Origin of the sequence: Streptococcus sp. Marseille-Q5112 (assembly GCF_916700555.1) — a bacterium.
Classification (GTDB): domain Bacteria; phylum Bacillota; class Bacilli; order Lactobacillales; family Streptococcaceae; genus Streptococcus; species Streptococcus symci.
Genome location: NZ_CAKAKP010000002.1, coordinates 1 through 18,653, shown reverse-complemented (window position 1 = coordinate 18,653; position 18,653 = coordinate 1). Strand labels below are relative to the sequence as shown.

The window sequence follows — 18,653 nt, the reverse complement described above, 5'->3', positions numbered from 1 at the left end:
TTGGCAGGTGGGACAGCCTGTATCCTGGTTGCGATTATGAGAATATATGAGAACAGACGGAAGTAAGGCTGAATAGCTTTCTATTTTGTATTTTCACATTGTTAAGTTTCCATAGGGCAAGTATGTTTTTCATGCTTGCTTTTTTTAATTTTTTACAATTCAAGATGTTTTGATGACTATTTATGATTTGAGTGATCCAATGTCAAAATGAGTGCTATACTAGCAGTGTAAAGGTTGTAGCTAAACTAAGATAAAGCATACATTTGGGAGGAAATTTTATGAAGAAAAAAATACTGATCATTTTCGTTCTGTATCTGATTATGTCTATCCTTCTTTATCCGCTTAGGGAGAGTATTTGGTATCATCTATTTTATACCATAGCTTATATGATTGCGGTTATAATCTATCTTGCTTTAACTAAAAAGAAAGGAGAAAAGAAATGAAAACTTTTCTTGCTAAAAAACGGAACATCTTCCTTACGAGATTGTTCATAGGTCAGTTGCCCTTGCTTCTCTCTACTTATCTATTTCTATCACGTCAGTTTTTAAATTTTTCCTTGGTTTTCCAATTTCTTTTAGTGGTTATTAACTTGGCTTCCATTTTGCTCACTGTTTACCTCACTAGGGAAATGAGGATAAGAGAGTTTGAAGATGATGATTTGGTTAGTCCTAAAACCAATCAACTCATGTATATCGGCTTGACAGGCTTTATGTCTATTATCTGTTTGTATAGAGGTATCACAGCTGGAGAATTCTATCAACAATTAATTGCCTACATTGGTGCTATTCTCTGCTTGATTATTATGCTTCTACTCATTTGGGGCTTGAAGTATTATAAAAAGTAGGGAAGAACTTGCGTCTAGTCTATAGTCTGATAAGAGGAGGTCATCATGTATACACACTTATTTTTCCTAGATTCCAAAACTTTAGACCGGTTGACGCCCTATATTCTGGTCTTGACTTCTGACACCATTGCCTTTAATGTTTTTGTGCTAACCTTTGTATCTGCGGTGGTCTTTAATTCCCTAAATTCCATGCTAGCTTTAATGCCTATATTCTTAGGGGCTGGCTATGTGGTCGGATTTTGGTTACTCAAATGGTTTGTTTTGGAAAGACTAGATCTAAAGAATGACGTGTAGGAAGTCTGTTTGGTGAGGAGGCTAGCTTTATGGCCATTTTCAATAAGTGTCATGCCTTGTTTTTGGGATTTTTAGTATTTGCAATCATTGGTACAGCGGGATATTCCGTCAATCAAGGGGATTATTTTCAACACCAGTACACATTCATTATTATAAAGAGTCTCTTGCTTTTCCTTAGTTTTGGCTATGCGAAATGGTTTGATATGATTTCTTTTGGGATGTTAAGCAAGAAACAACTCTTGCTCTTCATTGGAATCTTTCTTCTCACTGTGCTGGTAAATATAGGCTATCATGCCTTTTTCTCAGTTGCTTCTGGTGCTTCGGCTCAACACCTTGAGGAAACGAGTAAGGGACTTTCGCTTTCCTTTATTGTTAGTGCTACAGTTTTGGCACCTATCCAGGAGGAATTCATGTTTAGAGGGCTTCTTCAAGGTGCAGTTTTTGATAATTCTTGGCTGGGGCTTGTGCTGACATCCTCTCTCTTTTCTTTCATGCATGAACCTTATGATATTCCTTCGTTTTGCTATTATCTTTTCGGGGGCTTGTTGCTGGGCTTTGCTTATAAAAAGAGCCAAAATTTGTGGGTCTCTACTCTAGTCCATATGTTTTACAACAGTTTGCCACTCTTAACTTATATTCAATGAAAATCCAAGGAAAAACTAGTAGCAGGCTGTACTGGAGTACAACAAGGCAACGTTAGTATAAAATGGTTTGTTTTGGAAAGACTAGAGTTAAAGGATGACTTGTAGGGAAGTCTGTTTGTTGAGGAGGATAATTTTATGGAGTTTTTTGATAAATTTCATGCCTTTTGTTTTGGATTTTTAGTACTACTAATCGTCATTACAGTTCCTTATACGATTAACCATGGTGATTTTTTTCAAAATGAATCTGCATTGATTATTGTAAGTCTTCTAGTAACCGCGCTGAGTGTTGCTTATGCTAGAAAGTTTGAAATGATTTCTTTTGGGATGTTAAGCAGGAAACAACTCTTGCTGTTCATTGTAATCTTTCTTCTAAGTGTACTTGAGACGCTGGTTTATATTCATTTCTTCGCTATTTCTTCTGGCTCAGGAGTTCAACACTTGGCGGAAGTCAGCAGAGGAATTTCTCTGTCTTTGATTTTGACTTCCTCAGTTTTTGGTCCCATCCAGGAGGAACTTATTTTTAGGGGACTTCTTCAAGGTGCCGTTTTTGACAATTCTTGGTTAGGGCTTGTGCTCACTTCCTCTCTCTTTTCTTTTATGCATGGACCTTCTAATGTCCCTTCGTTTATTTTTTATCTACTTGGGGGCTTGTTGTTGGGTTTTGCTTATAAAAAGAGCCAAAACCTATGGGTTTCTACTCTAGTCCATATGTTTTACAATGCTTGGCCACTCTTATATTATTTATAAAAATCATGAAAGGTAAGCAGAAGATAGAGCTTGCCTTTTCTTTCTATAATGATACCCAAGCCAATCCAGAGGCTTTTCTTTGAGAATCAGGTGTGGACCGGTTGACGAATAGGCCAAAAACTAGTAGAATAGTAAGGAAACTTTATACGGAGGAAAGAAATGGATTTGGGTGATAATGAGCTAACACTGACTCCCATACCTGGGAAGAGTGGCAAGGCTTATATGGGTAGCTATCCTGATGGGAAGCGCATCTTTGTAAAAATGAACACCTCTCCAATCCTACCTGGTCTAGCTAGAGAACAAATTGCTCCGCAATTATTATGGAGTCGCCGTTTGGCAGATGGGCGTGATATGTGTGCTCAAGAATGGTTGACAGGCAAGATATTGACCCCATATGATATGAATCGTAAACAAATCGTCAATATTTTGACTCGTCTGCATCGCTCACGTCCGTTGATGACACAGTTGAGTCGTTTGGGATATGCCATGGAAACACCTGTAGATTTACTGCAGTCTTGGCAAGAAACGGCTCCAGATGCTTTGCGTAAAAATCATTTTATCAGTGAAGTGATGGCTGATTTACGTCAGACTATTCCAGGATTTAGAGAGGACTATGCGACCATTGTCCATGGAGATGTACGACATAGTAATTGGATTGAGACAGATAGTGGTTTGATTTATTTGGTAGACTGGGATTCGGTTCGCTTGACCGATCGCATGTTGGATGTGGCCCATATGCTCTGCCATTATATTCCAGAACATCAGTGGAAGGAATGGTTGACCTACTACGGTTACAAGTACAATCAAACTGTATTAAGTAAATTGTATTGGTACGGTCAATTGTCTTACTTGAGCCAGATTTCCAAGTATTATATGAACCAAGATTTAGAAAATGTCAATCGGGAGATTCATGGCTTGCGTCACTTCCGAGACAAGTATGGAAAGAGAAGATGAGAGTTAGAAATCGTAAAGGGGCGACAGAATTACTAGAGGCAAATCCCCAGTATGTGGTCCTCAATCCCTTGGAAGCCAAGGGAAAATGGCGGGACTTGTTTGGCAATGATAATCCCATTCATGTGGAAGTTGGAAGTGGAAAGGGTGCCTTTGTTTCAGGTATGGCCAAGCAAAATCCTGACATCAACTATATCGGGATTGATATTCAAAAGTCTGTTTTGAGCTACGCTTTGGACAAGGTGCTTGAAGTTGGAGTGCCTAATATCAAGCTTTTGTGGGTAGATGGTTCTGACTTGACTGACTACTTTGAAGACGGTGAGATTGATCGCTTGTATCTGAATTTTTCAGATCCATGGCCTAAAAAACGCCATGAAAAGCGTCGTTTGACCTACAAAACCTTCTTGGATACCTTTAAGCGTATCTTGCCTGAAAATGGAGAAATTCATTTCAAGACGGATAACCGTGGCTTATTTGAGTACAGCCTAGTGAGCTTTTCTCAGTATGGCATGAAGCTCAATGGTGTCTGGCTTGATTTACATGCCAGTGATTTTGAAGGCAATGTCATGACTGAATATGAGCAAAAATTCTCCAACAAGGGGCAAGTTATCTACCGAGTTGAGGCAGAATTTTAAGAATTAGCCTGAAATCAGGCAGTATGAGTGCTTTTGCTTTACATAAGTTGGCAAACGTGCTATACTAATAGTAAGAATATGAGAAAGAGAGGCGGGGAAATATCTTCGCCTCTTGCTTATGAGGAGGTGGACGCAATCGCAACAATCGTAGAATTAGTCAGAGAAGTTGTAGAACCTGTCATAGAAGCTCCTTTCGAACTCGTGGATATCGAGTATGGAAAGATTGGCAGTGACATGATTCTCAGTATTTTTGTAGATAAACCTGAAGGAATTACCTTGAACGACACGGCAGACTTGACAGAAATTATTAGTCCTGTCCTAGACACTATCAAGCCAGATCCCTTCCCAGAACAATATTTCCTAGAAATCACCAGTCCAGGCTTGGAACGTCCTTTAAAAACCAAGGATGCCGTTGCTGGAGCGGTTGGGAAATACATTCATGTCGGGCTCTACCAAGCCATCGATAAGCAAAAGGTCTTTGAAGGAACCTTGTTGGCCTTCGAAGAGGACGAGTTGACCATGGAATATATGGACAAGACGCGTAAGAAAACCGTCCAAATTCCATACAGTTTAGTATCAAAAGCACGTTTAGCAGTTAAATTATAGAAAAAGAAAGGATAGCTTTTGAGGATTCAAAAGTGAAGAAAACATGAGTAAAGAAATGCTAGAGGCCTTCCGCATTTTGGAAGAAGACAAGGGAATCAAAAAAGAAGATATCATCGACGCAGTAGTAGAGTCGCTTCGTTCCGCTTATCGCAGACGCTATGGTCAATCAGACAGCGTAGCTATTGACTTTAACGAAAAAACAGGTGACTTTACAGTTTATACTGTCCGTGAAGTGGTTGATGAAGTATTTGATAGCCGTTTGGAAATCAGCTTGAAAGATGCTCTTGCCATTAATTCAGCCTATGAGCTTGGCGACAAAATCAAGTTTGAAGAAGCACCTGCCGAGTTTGGTCGTGTAGCAGCCCAATCTGCCAAACAAACCATCATGGAAAAAATGCGCAAGCAAACACGTGCCATCACTTACAATACTTACAAAGAACATGAGCAAGAAATCATGTCTGGTACAGTAGAACGCTTTGACAACCGCTTTATCTATGTCAACCTTGGCAGCATTGAAGCCCAATTGTCAAAACAAGACCAAATCCCTGGGGAAGTTTTTGCTTCTCATGATCGTATCGAAGTTTATGTTTACAAGGTTGAAGATAACCCTCGTGGTGTCAACGTCTTTGTTAGCCGTAGCCATCCAGAAATGATCAAACGTTTGATGGAGCAAGAAATTCCTGAAGTTTATGATGGAACTGTTGAAATCATGAGCGTGGCTCGTGAAGCAGGTGACCGTACTAAGGTTGCTGTTCGTAGCCATAATCCAAACGTGGACGCTATCGGTACAATCGTTGGACGTGGTGGAGCTAACATCAAGAAAATCACTAGCAAATTCCACCCAGCTCGCTATGATGCTAAGAGCGACCGTATGGTACCAATCGAAGAAAATATCGACGTTATCGAGTGGGTAGCAGATCCAGCTGAATTTATCTACAATGCCATTGCTCCTGCTGAGGTTGACCAAGTTATCTTTGATGAAAACGACAGCAAACGTGCCTTGGTGGTTGTTCCAGATAACAAGCTTTCTCTTGCTATCGGTCGTCGTGGGCAAAACGTTCGCTTGGCGGCTCACTTGACTGGTTACCGTATCGATATCAAGTCTGCTAGCGAATTTGAAGCCATGGAAGAAGCTGGTTCGGTAGATTTGGAAGCAGAAAACGATACTGTAGAAGAATAAAAGTTGCTAGAGGAGGGAAAGATGAAAACAAGAAAAATCCCTTTGCGCAAGTCTGTCGTGTCTAACGAAGTGATTGATAAGCGTGATTTGCTCCGCATTGTCAAGAACAAAGAAGGACAAGTCTTTATCGATCCGACAGGCAAGGCCAATGGCCGTGGCGCTTATATCAAGCTAGACAATGCAGAAGCCTTAGAGGCTAAAAAGAAGAAGGTCTTTAACCGTAGCTTTGACATGGAAGTGGAAGAAAGCTTTTATGACGAGTTGATCGCTTATGTGGATCACAAAGTAAAAAGAAGAGAGTTAGGACTTGAATAAGCAAAAGATAAGCAATCTCTTGGGACTCGCTCAGAGAGCAGGGCGGATCATATCGGGTGAAGAATTAGTGGTTAAGGCCATTCAAGACGGCAAGGCCAAGTTGGTCTTTCTAGCCCATGATGCTGGACCCAATCTGACCAAGAAGATTCAAGATAAAAGTCATTATTATCAAGTAGAAATTGTAACCGTGTTTTCAACACTGGAATTAAGCATAGCAGTCGGGAAATCGAGAAAGGTTTTGGCTGTAACAGATGCTGGATTTACAAAGAAAATGAGGTCTCTTATGGAATAGAAGAGGAGGACATGATTTGTCTAAGAAAAGATTGTACGAAATCGCAAAAGAACTTGGAAAAGAAAGTAAAGAAGTTGTAGCGCGTGCAAAAGAGTTGGGCTTGGATGTGAAAAGCCACTCATCAAGTGTGGAAGAAGCTGTCGCTGCAAAAATCGCTGCCAGCTTTAAGTCCGCAGCTGCTCCGAAAGCAGAAGTAAAACCTGCAGCACCAAAAGCAAGTGCAGAAAAGAAAGCTGAGAAATCTGAGCCAGCAAAACCAGCTGTAGCCAAGGAAGAGGCAAAAACGGCTGAGCAAGTTGCTCCGAAGGCAGAAAAAGTAGCAGCTAAACCGCAAAGTCGTAATTTCAAGGCTGAGCGTGAAGCTCGTGCCAAAGAACAGGCAGAACGACGCAAGCAAAATAAGGGCAATAACCGTGACCAACAAAAGGGAAATCATCAAAAGAATGATAACCGTAATGGTGGAAAACAAGGTCAAGGCAACCGCGACAATCGTCGTTTTAATGACCAAGCTAAGAAACAGCAAGGTCAGCAAAATCGTGGCAATGAGCGCCGTCAACAAGAGGATAAACGTCCAAATCAAGTAGCTCCACGTATTGACTTTAAAGCCCGTGCAGCAGCCCTAAAAGCAGAACAAAATGCAGAATATGCCCGTTCAAGTGAGGAACGTTTCAAGCAGACTCAGGCTGCCAAAGAAGCCTTGGCCCAAGCTAATAAACGCAAGGAGCCAGAGGAAATCTTTGAAGAAGTTGCTAAGTTAGCTGAACAAGCGCAACAAGTTCAAGCAGTGGTTGAACCAGCTCCTGTAGCTAAAGAAGCACCAGTGGATACACGTCGTAAAAAACAAGCTCGACCAGACAAAGAACGTGATGATTATGATCACGAAGAAGATGGTCCTAGAAAACAACAAAAGAATCGAAGTAGTCAGAATCAAGTGAGAAATCAAAAGAATAGTAACTGGAATAACAACAAAAAGAACAAAAAAGGCAATAACAAGAACAACCGCAATCAGACTCCAAAACCTGTTACGGAGCGTAAATTCCATGAATTGCCAACAGAATTTGAATATACAGATGGTATGACCGTTGCGGAAATCGCAAAACGTATCAAACGTGAACCAGCTGAAATCGTTAAGAAACTTTTCATGATGGGTGTCATGGCCACACAAAACCAATCCTTGGATGGGGAAACAATTGAACTCCTCATGGTGGATTATGGTATTGAAGCCAAACAAAAAGTTGAAGTGGATAATGCCGACATCGAACGTTTCTTTGTCGAGGATGGTTATCTCAATGAAGATGAATTGGTTGAGCGTCCACCAGTTGTGACCATCATGGGACACGTTGACCATGGTAAAACAACCCTCCTAGATACCCTTCGTAACTCTCGTGTTGCGACAGGTGAAGCAGGTGGTATCACTCAGCATATCGGTGCCTACCAAATCGTGGAAAATGGTAAGAAGATTACCTTCCTTGATACACCAGGACACGCGGCCTTTACATCTATGCGTGCGCGTGGTGCTTCTGTTACCGATATTACGATCTTGGTCGTAGCGGCAGATGACGGGGTTATGCCTCAGACTATCGAAGCCATTAACCACTCAAAAGCGGCCAACGTTCCAATCATCGTAGCCATTAACAAGATTGATAAACCAGGTGCTAACCCAGAACGCGTTATCGGTGAATTGGCAGAGCATGGTGTTATGTCAACTGCTTGGGGTGGAGATTCTGAATTTGTTGAAATCTCAGCTAAATTCAACCAAAATATCGAAGAATTGTTGGAAACAGTCCTTCTTGTGGCTGAAATCCAAGAACTCAAGGCAGACCCAACAGTTCGTGCGATCGGTACCGTTATCGAAGCGCGCTTGGATAAAGGAAAAGGTGCGGTCGCAACCCTTCTTGTTCAACAAGGTACCTTGAATGTTCAAGACCCAATCGTTGTCGGAAATACCTTCGGTCGTGTCCGTGCCATGACTAATGACCTTGGTCGTCGTGTTAAGGTTGCAGGACCATCAACACCAGTTTCAATCACAGGTTTGAACGAAGCGCCAATGGCGGGTGACCACTTTGCCGTTTACGAAGATGAAAAATCTGCGCGTGCAGCAGGTGAAGAACGTGCCAAACGTGCTCTCATGAAACAACGTCAAGCTACTCAACGTGTCAGCCTTGAAAACCTCTTTGATACCCTTAAAGCTGGTGAACTCAAGTCAGTTAACGTTATCATCAAGGCCGACGTACAAGGTTCTGTTGAAGCCCTTTCTGCCTCACTTCAGAAAATCGATGTGGAAGGTGTTAAAGTTACTATCGTTCACTCAGCGGTCGGTGCTATCAACGAATCAGACGTAACCCTTGCCGAAGCTTCAAATGCCTTTATCGTTGGTTTCAACGTACGCCCTACACCACAAGCTCGTCAACAAGCAGAAGCTGACGATGTTGAGATCCGTCTCCACAGTATTATCTACAAGGTTATCGAAGAGATGGAAGAAGCCATGAAAGGGATGCTTGATCCAGAATTCGAAGAAAAAGTTATCGGTGAAGCAGTTATCCGTGAAACCTTCAAGGTGTCTAAAGTGGGAACTATCGGTGGATTCATGGTTATTAACGGTAAGGTTACCCGTGACTCTAAAGTCCGTGTTATCCGTGACGGTGTCGTTATCTATGACGGCGAACTCGCAAGCTTGAAACACTACAAAGACGACGTCAAAGAAGTTACAAATGGTCGTGAAGGTGGATTGATGATCGATGGCTACAATGATATCAAGATGGATGATGTGATTGAGGCGTATGTCATGGAAGAAATCAAACGATAAGATTTTAGCTCCTTTCTTAGGTGGTGAGGGACGCAAGCAAACCAATGGTTTCATTGCTTATTTTTGAGTCTAGAGTCTCAAAAATCCCCTGTGATGGGACTGATAAATCAGTTCCATCACTTTCACCACGGCGAAAGAAGCAGATGATTTCAAATTGAACTTCGTTTCAATTTGAACTGAAAATCAATAAGTTTAAAAATAGCTAGGTCTGCTGGCCTAGCTTTTGGTTCAAAGTAGAGAAAGGAATATCATGGCAAATCATTTCCGTACGGATCGTGTGGGCATGGAAATCAAGCGTGAAGTCAATGAGATTTTGCAAAAGAAAGTCCGTGATCCACGTGTCCAAGGTGTGACCATCACAGATGTTCAGATGCTAGGTGACTTGTCTGTTGCCAAGGTTTACTACACCATTTTGAGTAACCTTGCTTCAGATAATCAAAAAGCTCAAATCGGGCTTGAAAAAGCAACTGGCACCATCAAACGTGAACTTGGTCGCAATTTGAAATTGTACAAAATCCCAGATTTGACCTTCGTCAAAGACGAATCCATCGAATATGGAAACAAGATTGACGAAATGCTACGCAATCTGGATAAGAACTAAGAAGAGGGGCAACCCTCTTTTTTGGTGGAGGAAAATAGGTGGCATTTGAAATGGAAAAATATTCTTTTAACTAGAATTCTGTATTTTTAAAGGTTAGCTAAATAGAAAATGCTTTTTTTTTTTTTAGCAAATATGATATGATGATTTCATAAATAAAAGGAGATTTTATCAATGAATAATGTAAAAAAAGTTTGTCGTTTAGCTTTGCTATGTCTTTCCGTCTCTACTCTAGTTGCTTGTAGTTCTCTTTCTGAAAAAACAAGTAGCTCTTCTAGTGAGAATCAAACAGAAGCTTCATCTAGTAGTTCTGAGAAGAAAGGGTTGTTTGCTAAAGCAAAAGAAAAACTCAGTTCAAGCGATTTCAATCCACAAGATGTTAGCGATACGACAATTGAGTCTATAAAAACCTATGAAGATTACTTGATTATGAATGAGAAAATAATCGATAATTACTATACAGAAGCAGACGAAGCCTTTAAAGGGACTGTTTTAGAAGATAGTGCTGCTATCCAAGAACTGAAAGATAGCACTAAAAAAGAGATGGAAGATCTGAAAAAACAATATGGTCCACTCAAGAAAGCACCGATTCAAGGAAAAGAAGAAGTGATTAAGACTCTAAAAGATTATCGTGATAATCTACATGAACAAGTGGAGCAGTGGAAAGCTAGTCTTTAATAGGAAGAGTGGAGTTCAATATGGATTATCAATTATTGCCACATGAATACATGGTTATGAATAGTGACCATGTGAGTTTTGGGAAAAATGGTTTGGCTACAGATGAATTAATTTTAACGAATCTACACTTAATACATATCAAAAAAAGTTTTTGGGGAGGGAAAAAAGACCAGGTTACCATTCCTATTAACCAGATTAAAATTTTTGAAGGGAAACCTCAAGTTTCAGTAACCAAAACCAATGGTATGAAACGGTTGGAAATTTATTATAATGGCGGGCAAGCTATCTTTTCATTTAATAATACTAAGGATACTGACAAGTGGGCTAGAAACATTATTAAATTGATTTCAGGTGATACAAGTAATTTTGAAACCTTGGGAGATAGCAGCTTATTCGGAGCAGATGTTTTAGCAGAAACATTTAAGGATACATTTGACACTTTTAAAGCAGGGCTTGGGATTAAGGATGCAGAGCCAGAAAAGATTTCAACCAAGTGTAGCTTTTGTGGAGCACCTTTGTCAGGTCAAGTGAAGCAAACAGTGAGATGTGCCTATTGTGATATGGAGCAAAGTTTATAAGGGGGCAATTAAATGGGGTTGATAAAAGCAATCACAGATTCTATTGGTGGAACATTTGCAGATCAGTGGAAAGAAATTATCACAGTTCATGCTTTTGATGAACATACAGCTGTAAGTCCAGGTATTGTTCAAGAAAGTAATAATGGTAGAGGTGTCAATACGAAGGGATCTGTAGGTATTATTTCGAACGGATCCAAGATTTTTATTCCAGAAAATACTGCAGCCTTTATCTTTAGTCAGTCTGGTATCGAGGAAATTATTACAGAACCAGGTGGATATGAATACCAAAATGGCGAAAGCAGTGTTTTTAACGGTGATGGATTGAAAAAGTCACTGTTTGACAATGTTGTTAATCGTGTTGGATTCGGTGGTCAAAGTGATCAGCAAAAACAGATTTGTTTTGTTAATTTGAGAGAAATTCGTGATATTAAATTTGGAACTCGCGGTCCAGTCATGTATAATGATTTGTTTTATGGGACAGATTTAGAAGTACGTGCTTTTGGAACATTTTCTATCCAAATTACAGATGCTAAGCAATTTATCAGAAATTTTCTTCCTGCCAATGTGACTTATTATACTTTCGACAGTGCTCAAACTAGATCACAAATAGTGACAGAGTTTCTCCAATCTTTTATTGTTGCACTTAATTCTTTGTCAACAACTTATCGTATTTCACAATTGCCGTCACAAGCTTCAATTCTTGCAACCCAAGTATCGAATGATGGACAGTATGCAGGGACTTGGAAAGAACGTTTTGGATTTGAGATTGTAAAAGTTGCCATTGCTAATATTGAGTTTTCACCAGAATCTAAGGAATTGGTTAAACAATTTTCATCAAATAAGATGAATTTAAAGGCTTATGATGATGTATCGCAGAAAGCTTCTAATATTGCAGCACAACAAAAAATTGCATCAGGAGTGGAGCAACATGGTCTAGGTGATGGTGCAGGGATGATTTTTGGTATGAATATGGCACAAGGTTTAGATGAAAAAGCCATGAAACCAAGTTTATCATTAGATGAACAAATCGAAGCACTTACAAAACTAAAATCTCTTTTAGACGCAGGGATACTATCTCAGGAAGAATTTGATCGAAAGAAAAAAGAAATTATGGATTTATAAAATGAAACTCGAAAGTTCATAGTTAGTACCTATTCAAGGGACATTCTAGGTAAAACAACAATAGACTATCGTTCATAGATAGAATATCAAGTTGTAAAGGTAGGAGTTGAATATTCGAGTTATCTCTACAAAGACTATAAAAGTTCTTTAACAAATAAGTTGCCAAGGACTTTGATTTTGTGTTTTGGACTATTTGTCTAAAAGAATAAGGAGTTTTTGAAAATTTTTGAGGGGAATTTGAAACATACTTTAAAAGAGTATGCTATCATAGAATATAACTTACAGAAGTAAAAGGAGTTTGTATATGGCTGAACAAGAGTTGGCTATGCAAGTATTGCAACAAGTGGTGAAACTACCTGTTGTTAAGGTTGATCGTTCGAAATTTTTAGTGGATAAGTTTTCTAAAGAATTGGATCCACAGGACATTCCTACCTTATTAGAACAAGGCCCAACGTCTCTCTTATCTCAAGAAACCTTAGATCGAGTGGCTAATGCCTGCATTAGGGATAATGTTTTATTGGCGAGTGGAACCTCTGTTTTGGCAGGATTACCTGGAGGGATTGCTATGGCGATTACCATTCCAGCTGATGTGGCTCAATTTTATGGTTTCTCTCTGAAATTGGCCCAAGAATTAGGTTATATTTATGGTTATGAGGATCTTTGGGCTTCGCGCGAGGAGTTGAGTGAAGATGCTCAAAATACTCTCTTGCTTTATCTAGGTGTCATGTTGGGTGTAAATGGAACCGCTGCTTTGCTACGTGCAGGTGGTATAACAATTGCCAAACAGGTAATGAAAACAGTACCTAATAAAGCTTTAACAAAGACGCTTTGGTACCCTATTTTGAAAAAAGTCTTAAGAATATTTGGTGTAAATCTGACCAAGGGAGGGTTGGCTAAAGGAATGGGGAAATTCATACCTATCTTGGGAGGTATCATTTCAGGTGGTTTAACCTTTGCGACTATGAAACCAATGGGTGAAAGCTTGCAGAAAGAACTGTCCAAACTAGTCAATTATAGTGAAGTTCAATATCAAGAAGATGTTGAAACAATCCGAAAAGAGGCTGAAATAATCGAGGGTGAGTGAGATGAATCCTATCAAAGCTTTTGCTAAAATCTATGGTAATTACTTTTTGACCATGCAAGGTGTAAAAGTAATGAAAACGATAAAGAAAGATGACAATGTCGTTGTCGGTCTGGGGAAACTTTTTATTGCAGACAAGTTAATGGATACGGCTCGTTGGCTCATCAAGCCAGAGGAGAGAGAATGAAATTTTTTTGGGGTCTTCTTGCCATTATTTTTATCAAACCGATTATTGGAATTGTGAAATTCCTATGGATGATTATCTCTTTTGCATTCCAATTATTATTTTACAAGCTATTATTTAAGCTATTGGATTGGCTCTTTAAACTGATTTAGGTCGTAATTCATATTTCAGAGAACTAGCAAGTCTTTACTGCTAGTTTTTTAATCTCTTTCCTTATGGTATAATAAAATAAATAATATCATTTATAAACGATAATGGAGGTCGTAATGGACAATATCATCGATGTGTCAATTCCTGTTGCAGAAGTGGTGGACAAGCATCCAGAAGTCTTGGAAATCCTAGTGGAACTCGGTTTTAAACCACTTGCTAACCCCTTGATGCGCAACACAGTCGGTCGCAAAGTATCGCTTAAGCAGGGTTCTAAGCTTGAAGGAACTCCTATGGACAAGATTGTCCGCACACTAGAAGCGAACGGCTACGAAGTGATTGGATTAGACTAATGGCAGATGAACGGATTCATATCCTACGGGATATTTTGTTAGAATTGCACAATGGCGCCTCTCCTGAATCAGTTCAGGAGCGCTTTGATGCGACCTTTACAGGTGTTTCGGCCATCGAGATTTCCCTTATGGAGCACGAGCTGATGAACTCAGACTCAGGTGTCACCTTTGAAGATGTTATGGAACTCTGTGATGTCCATGCCAATCTTTTTAAAAATGCTGTTAAGGGTGTCGAAGTTGCAGATACTGAGCATCCAGGCCACCCAGTTCGTGTCTTCAAGGAAGAAAATCTGGCTCTCCGTGCAGCTTTAATTCGCATTCGGAGGTTGTTAGATACCTATGAGTCTATGGAAGACGAGGAAATGCTTTCGGAGATGCGTAAGGGTTTGATCCGTCAGATGGGACTTGTGGGTCAATTTGATGTCCATTACCAACGTAAGGAAGAGCTCTTCTTTCCAATCATGGAGCGCTATGGACACGACTCACCTCCTAAAGTTATGTGGGGAGTGGATGACCAGATTAGGGAACTCTTTCAAACAGCTTTAGCGACAGCCAAGTCACTACCTGAAGTGCCGATTTCCACTGTAAAAGAAGCTTTTGAAGCCTTTGCGACAGAGTTTGAAAGTATGATTTTCAAGGAAGAGTCCATACTTCTCATGATTCTCCTTGAGTCCTTTACTCAGGATGACTGGCTTCAGATTGCAGAGGAGAGCGACGCCTATGGTTATGCCATCATTCGTCCGTCTGAAAAATGGGTGCCAGAAAGACAGAGTTTTGTTGAGGAAAAGATTGCAGAGGAGACTGTACAGTTAGATACGGCAGAAGGCCAGGTTCAACAAGTCATAGATACACCAGAAGGCCAGTTCACCATTACCTTTACCCCTAAGGAAAAGGGAGCAGTGCTGGACCGTCATAGTCAACAGGCTTTTGGCAATGGCTATCTTTCAGTCGAGCAGGCCAATCTCATCCTCAATCACCTTCCCATGGAGATTACTTTTGTCAATAAAGACGACATTTTCCAGTATTACAATGACAATACGCCAGCTGATGAGATGATTTTCAAACGGACACCGTCCCAAGTCGGGCGTAATGTTGAACTTTGCCATCCGCCTAAGTACTTGGATAAGGTAAAGACCATCATGAAGGGGCTTCGTGAAGGAAGCAAAGATAAGTATGAAATGTGGTTCAAGTCTGAGTCGCGAGGCAAGTTTGTCCACATCACCTATGCCGCTGTACACGATGAAAACGGAGAATTCCAAGGAGTGCTGGAATACGTTCAGGATATTCAGCCCTACCGTGAGATTGATACGGACTATTTCCGTGGATTAGAATAAGGAGAAAAAATGAGTTACGAACAAGAATTTATGAAGGAATTTGAAGCTTGGGTCAATACCCAGATTATGATTAACGATATGGCGCACAAGGAAAGCCAAAAAGTCTACGAAGAAGACCAAGACGAGCGTGCCAAAGATGCAATGATTCGTTACGAAAGCCGCTTGGATGCCTATCAGTTCTTGCTTGGAAAATTTGAAAATTTCAAGGCAGGTAAAGGATTCCATGATTTACCAGAAGGCTTGTTTGGTGAGCGGAATTATTAAACGAGATAGATTCTTGATTTTTTACTAAAATCTTGATAGAATATTTATATTAAATCCTTGTCAGAGCAGGGGTTTTTTATTGAAAGGATTTTATCATGTCAAAGAAACTCAATCGTAAAAAACAATTACGAAATAGCCTCCGTCGCGCAGGTGCCTTTTCAAGTACTGTGACGAAGGTTGTAGAAGAGACAAAGAAAGTCGTGAAACGTGCAGAGCAGTCAGCAAGCCAAGCTAGTAAGGCTGTTTCTAAAAAAGTTGAACAAGCAGTAGAAGCTACCAAAGAGCAAGCTCAAAAAGTAGCCAATTCTGTAGAAGATTTTGCAGCAAACTTGGGTGGACTTCCACTTGACCGTGCCAAAACTTTCTATGATGAAGGTATCAAGTCTGCTTCAGATTTTAAAAACTGGACTGAAAAAGAACTCCTTGCCTTGAAAGGAATTGGCCCAGCTACCATCAAGAAATTGAAGGAAAATGGCATCAAGTTCAAGTAATCTTTCTTGTGCCTTGCATTTCCGAGAAAAACTTGCTACAATAGAGCCATTAGAGGTGTTTTGAATCCCGCATTTTACAGAAAGTGGCGGCGCTGAGAAGTCCACAAATGTGTCAAAACTAGTTGCTAATGGATGAAAAATTGAAATAATATTGTCTTTTTGTTTTAAAGACGAGAGTTGCGGGCTCTGCCCGAAATTGGGTGGTACCGCGGATAAACACATTCGTCCCTGTCATGTAGATGGCAGGGCTTTTCTTTTGTATCTTGGTCAAAGGAGGTTGTCATGAAGCAATCTTTTAACACAAGTAAACTCTATTATGGTTTTCCTATCTTCATTTTGGGGTATCAGGATCAGAATTTTGGACACAATATTACGACCTGTAGCTCCTCTTATAGCCTGGGAGATTGGCTGGTCATCGGTGTTGGCGCTGAGGAAAATGCGGCTGACCAGATTAAATACTATCAGAAGTTCACCGTAAATATTCCTGATGAAAATCTCATGCTCGATATGGAGCAGGCTGGTTTTATCAGTCATCGGGAGAAACTGAAACACCTGGGGCTAGACTACGAGATTTCTGAATGGACTCAGTCTCCGATTTTAGAGGCCTGTCCAGTCGTTTTGGATTGTCAGGTAGATCGGATTATCGAGGAAGATGGAATCTGTCATATCTTTGCCAAGATTATCGAGAGACTTGTTGACCCAGAACTTTTGGATGAGAAAGGGCATTTTAAAAATGACCGTTTTTCACCGACTTACTTTATGGGGGACGGTCACCAGCGCGTTTATCGCTATTTAGATAACCGTGTTGACCCTATGGGGAGCTTCATAAAGAAAGCGAGGAAGAAAGATGACAAGAGCAACATTACCTGAACGAATCGAAACGGAGCGACTTATCCTACGAGTCCGCACAGTGGCGGATGCTGAGGATATCTTTGACTATGCTAGTCGTCCGGAAGTCTCTTACCCAGCAGGTTTTCCACCTGTCAAGACCTTGGAAGATGAGATTTATTATCTGGAGCATATCCTTCCTGAACGTAATAAAAAGGACAATCTCCCAGCTGGCTACGGAATTGTCGTCAAAGGAACCGATAAAGTCATCGGCTCTGTTGATTTCAACCATCGGCACGAAGACGATGTACTGGAGATTGGCTACACCTTGCACCCAGACTATTGGGGGCGAGGCTATGTACCAGAAGCAGCGCTTGCCTTGATTGACTTAGCCTTTAAAGAACTTGGTCTTCATAAGATTGAGCTGACTTGCTTTGGTTACAATCTCCAAAGTCAACGAGTCGCAGAAAAACTTGGATTTACCCTCGAAGCTCGTATCCGAGACCGTAAAGATGTTCAAGGAAACCGCTGTGACAGTCTGATATATGGCTTGCTGAGGAGTGAGTGGGGGAGTTTTTTTACGAGTAAGATATATTCTTGTTTTTATATTCTTTAAGAGGAGACATGATGAGAAGTAGTCATAATCAAATATTAGATGCTTGGATTACAGTAGAACAATTATCAGAAGGGAATATTGAAAAAAGTGATTCTAAGTATAAAATTTTTCAAGGGGATGATTATCAATCAATATTAAAAGATTTTTTAAAACGTCAAAAATTAAAATCTAGTTCAGGGATTGCTGTTTATTGTGGAATTTTCCCTTTTCGAAAAATTATTGAAGTGTTAAGAGGCAAATACAATTTAAAGGAGACGGAGGAAGAATTGGGAAGAGCTTCTTATAAATTTACTTTTGCTCTATACTTTGATAAAGATTTGAAGTTCTTAGCTGATAAGTTTTTTTTAACTATGAGTGGGCAAATTTTCAAAAATAGGGAATTGCCTAAAGATTTCTTAATAGCAGAAAATGAGCTTCGAGAACAGTTAGGTCAGGCCTTTCTTGATGGAGAGTTCAATGAAGTTTTTAGTAAACTTCTCAAAAAGTATGAGATTTCACCAAGTGATTGCAGATATTATTTTGTTAAGAATTTTGCTGACGAAATAAATTTACATTCATTTTTTCTAAAGGATTTGAAATATGCAAAATCAATTTATAATGAAAATCTCAATCGTTATTTATCAGGATTCGATTCTGTAAGGGTCAATCTGGACAGCAATAAAGAATCATCCTATTTTAATCCCAAAGATTTAGAAACAATACTTGAACCAAAAAATTATCCATTAGGAAGATTTCCTAGTAACCCTATATATCCTCTTTCTATGATGCAACAAGTAGCTGTAAATCTAGCTTCAAATGCGGATGAGGAGGTAGGAAGTGTCAATGGTCCTCCGGGGACTGGTAAAACGACACTTTTAAAAGACATTTTTGCAGATTTGGTAACGGAACAAGCTAGAATTATTAGTGAATTATCGGCTCCTAAGCTTAAAGGGAATCTAGTTTGTCATGACAAACTAGATCTTATTGCAAAATTACCAAAAGAAATTGCAGAAAAAGGAATCGTAGTTGCAAGTTCTAACAATGGTGCTGTTAAAAATATTGTTAATGAATTACCCCAAAGAAAAG

24 protein-coding genes and 1 pseudogene are annotated in these 18,653 nt (G+C 39.9%); all 25 read left to right on the top strand.

Translation table 11 applies throughout. From position 1 onward, the window contains the following. Positions 1–439 precede the first annotated feature (439 nt). A complete protein-coding gene (locus LG372_RS02080; protein WP_225742003.1) occupies positions 440–844 on the top strand; it encodes an immunity protein in 405 nt (134 codons plus the stop codon). Positions 845–889: 45 nt separating this feature from the next. Further along, positions 890–1,138: an immunity protein BlpZ gene (gene blpZ, locus LG372_RS02075; protein ID WP_225742002.1), complete on the top strand. Its 249-nt coding sequence runs from the start codon at positions 890–892 to the stop codon at positions 1,136–1,138. A gap of 29 nt (positions 1,139–1,167) precedes the next feature. After that, the gene (locus tag LG372_RS02070) at positions 1,168–1,782 is read left to right on the top strand and encodes a CPBP family intramembrane glutamic endopeptidase (RefSeq protein WP_225742001.1); all 615 of its coding nucleotides are present in this window, start codon (positions 1,168–1,170) and stop codon (positions 1,780–1,782) included. Positions 1,783–1,917: 135 nt separating this feature from the next. Next, positions 1,918–2,529, top strand: a complete 612-nt coding sequence (locus tag LG372_RS02065; protein WP_225742000.1) for a CPBP family intramembrane glutamic endopeptidase — start codon at positions 1,918–1,920, stop codon at positions 2,527–2,529. 159 nt (positions 2,530–2,688) lie between these two features. Then, positions 2,689–3,483, top strand: coding sequence for a cell cycle regulator CcrZ (ccrZ, locus tag LG372_RS02060; RefSeq protein WP_000363007.1), 795 nt, complete (start codon positions 2,689–2,691; stop codon positions 3,481–3,483). Continuing rightward, the gene (trmB, locus tag LG372_RS02055) at positions 3,480–4,115 is read left to right on the top strand and encodes a tRNA (guanosine(46)-N7)-methyltransferase TrmB (RefSeq protein WP_001266094.1); all 636 of its coding nucleotides are present in this window, start codon (positions 3,480–3,482) and stop codon (positions 4,113–4,115) included. Before ccrZ ends, trmB begins: the two co-directional genes overlap by 4 nt. Before the next feature lie 126 nt (positions 4,116–4,241). Then, a complete protein-coding gene (gene rimP, locus LG372_RS02050) occupies positions 4,242–4,721 on the top strand; it encodes a ribosome maturation factor RimP (protein WP_001808691.1) in 480 nt (159 codons plus the stop codon). Positions 4,722–4,764: 43 nt separating this feature from the next. Further along, positions 4,765–5,901, top strand: a complete 1,137-nt coding sequence (nusA, locus tag LG372_RS02045; protein WP_000032285.1) for a transcription termination factor NusA — start codon at positions 4,765–4,767, stop codon at positions 5,899–5,901. 21 nt (positions 5,902–5,922) lie between these two features. Next, on the top strand, positions 5,923–6,216 hold the full coding sequence (gene rnpM / locus LG372_RS02040; RefSeq protein ID WP_000857557.1) for an RNase P modulator RnpM: 294 nt from the start codon (positions 5,923–5,925) through the stop codon (positions 6,214–6,216). Next, positions 6,209–6,508 (top strand): YlxQ-related RNA-binding protein, encoded by a 300-nt coding sequence (locus LG372_RS02035; protein WP_001041390.1) that lies wholly within the window; start codon positions 6,209–6,211, stop codon positions 6,506–6,508. Before rnpM ends, LG372_RS02035 begins: the two co-directional genes overlap by 8 nt. Before the next feature lie 16 nt (positions 6,509–6,524). Beyond that, positions 6,525–9,314: a translation initiation factor IF-2 gene (infB, locus tag LG372_RS02030; protein WP_225741999.1), complete on the top strand. Its 2,790-nt coding sequence runs from the start codon at positions 6,525–6,527 to the stop codon at positions 9,312–9,314. A 250-nt stretch (positions 9,315–9,564) separates the two neighbouring features. After that, positions 9,565–9,915, top strand: a complete 351-nt coding sequence (rbfA, locus tag LG372_RS02025) for a 30S ribosome-binding factor RbfA (protein WP_001273601.1) — start codon at positions 9,565–9,567, stop codon at positions 9,913–9,915. Between the two features lie 171 nt (positions 9,916–10,086). After that, positions 10,087–10,590: a hypothetical protein gene (locus tag LG372_RS02020; protein WP_001067003.1), complete on the top strand. Its 504-nt coding sequence runs from the start codon at positions 10,087–10,089 to the stop codon at positions 10,588–10,590. A 20-nt stretch (positions 10,591–10,610) separates the two neighbouring features. Further along, on the top strand, positions 10,611–11,168 hold the full coding sequence (locus tag LG372_RS02015) for a hypothetical protein (protein ID WP_053090677.1): 558 nt from the start codon (positions 10,611–10,613) through the stop codon (positions 11,166–11,168). A 12-nt stretch (positions 11,169–11,180) separates the two neighbouring features. Further along, positions 11,181–12,290, top strand: coding sequence for an SPFH domain-containing protein (locus LG372_RS02010; RefSeq protein ID WP_225741998.1), 1,110 nt, complete (start codon positions 11,181–11,183; stop codon positions 12,288–12,290). A gap of 304 nt (positions 12,291–12,594) precedes the next feature. After that, positions 12,595–13,374 (top strand): hypothetical protein, encoded by a 780-nt coding sequence (locus LG372_RS02005; protein ID WP_000840416.1) that lies wholly within the window; start codon positions 12,595–12,597, stop codon positions 13,372–13,374. Position 13,375: 1 nt separating this feature from the next. Continuing rightward, entirely contained in the window at positions 13,376–13,558 is a 183-nt protein-coding gene (locus LG372_RS02000; protein WP_223330229.1) for a hypothetical protein, read from the top strand. Further along, on the top strand, positions 13,555–13,707 hold the full coding sequence (locus tag LG372_RS01995; RefSeq protein ID WP_225741997.1) for a hypothetical protein: 153 nt from the start codon (positions 13,555–13,557) through the stop codon (positions 13,705–13,707). Before LG372_RS02000 ends, LG372_RS01995 begins: the two co-directional genes overlap by 4 nt. Positions 13,708–13,821: 114 nt before the next feature. Further along, positions 13,822–14,055, top strand: a complete 234-nt coding sequence (locus tag LG372_RS01990; RefSeq protein ID WP_000368739.1) for a DUF1858 domain-containing protein — start codon at positions 13,822–13,824, stop codon at positions 14,053–14,055. Further along, on the top strand, positions 14,055–15,389 hold the full coding sequence (locus LG372_RS01985; protein ID WP_140224440.1) for a DUF438 domain-containing protein: 1,335 nt from the start codon (positions 14,055–14,057) through the stop codon (positions 15,387–15,389). The genes LG372_RS01990 and LG372_RS01985 overlap by 1 nt, the downstream gene beginning before the upstream one ends. Positions 15,390–15,398: 9 nt before the next feature. Beyond that, complete coding sequence (locus tag LG372_RS01980) at positions 15,399–15,653, top strand: DUF1912 family protein (RefSeq protein ID WP_000119707.1); 255 nt, start codon at positions 15,399–15,401, stop codon at positions 15,651–15,653. A gap of 95 nt (positions 15,654–15,748) precedes the next feature. Further along, complete coding sequence (locus LG372_RS01975) at positions 15,749–16,144, top strand: helicase (RefSeq protein ID WP_042900374.1); 396 nt, start codon at positions 15,749–15,751, stop codon at positions 16,142–16,144. Between the two features lie 282 nt (positions 16,145–16,426). Then, a complete protein-coding gene (locus LG372_RS01970) occupies positions 16,427–17,014 on the top strand; it encodes a flavin reductase family protein (protein ID WP_140224439.1) in 588 nt (195 codons plus the stop codon). Beyond that, positions 16,992–17,588 (top strand): GNAT family N-acetyltransferase, encoded by a 597-nt coding sequence (locus LG372_RS01965; protein ID WP_140224438.1) that lies wholly within the window; start codon positions 16,992–16,994, stop codon positions 17,586–17,588. The genes LG372_RS01970 and LG372_RS01965 overlap by 23 nt, the downstream gene beginning before the upstream one ends. A gap of 11 nt (positions 17,589–17,599) precedes the next feature. Then, a pseudogene (locus LG372_RS01960) lies at positions 17,600–18,653 on the top strand (AAA family ATPase); the annotation flags it as partial.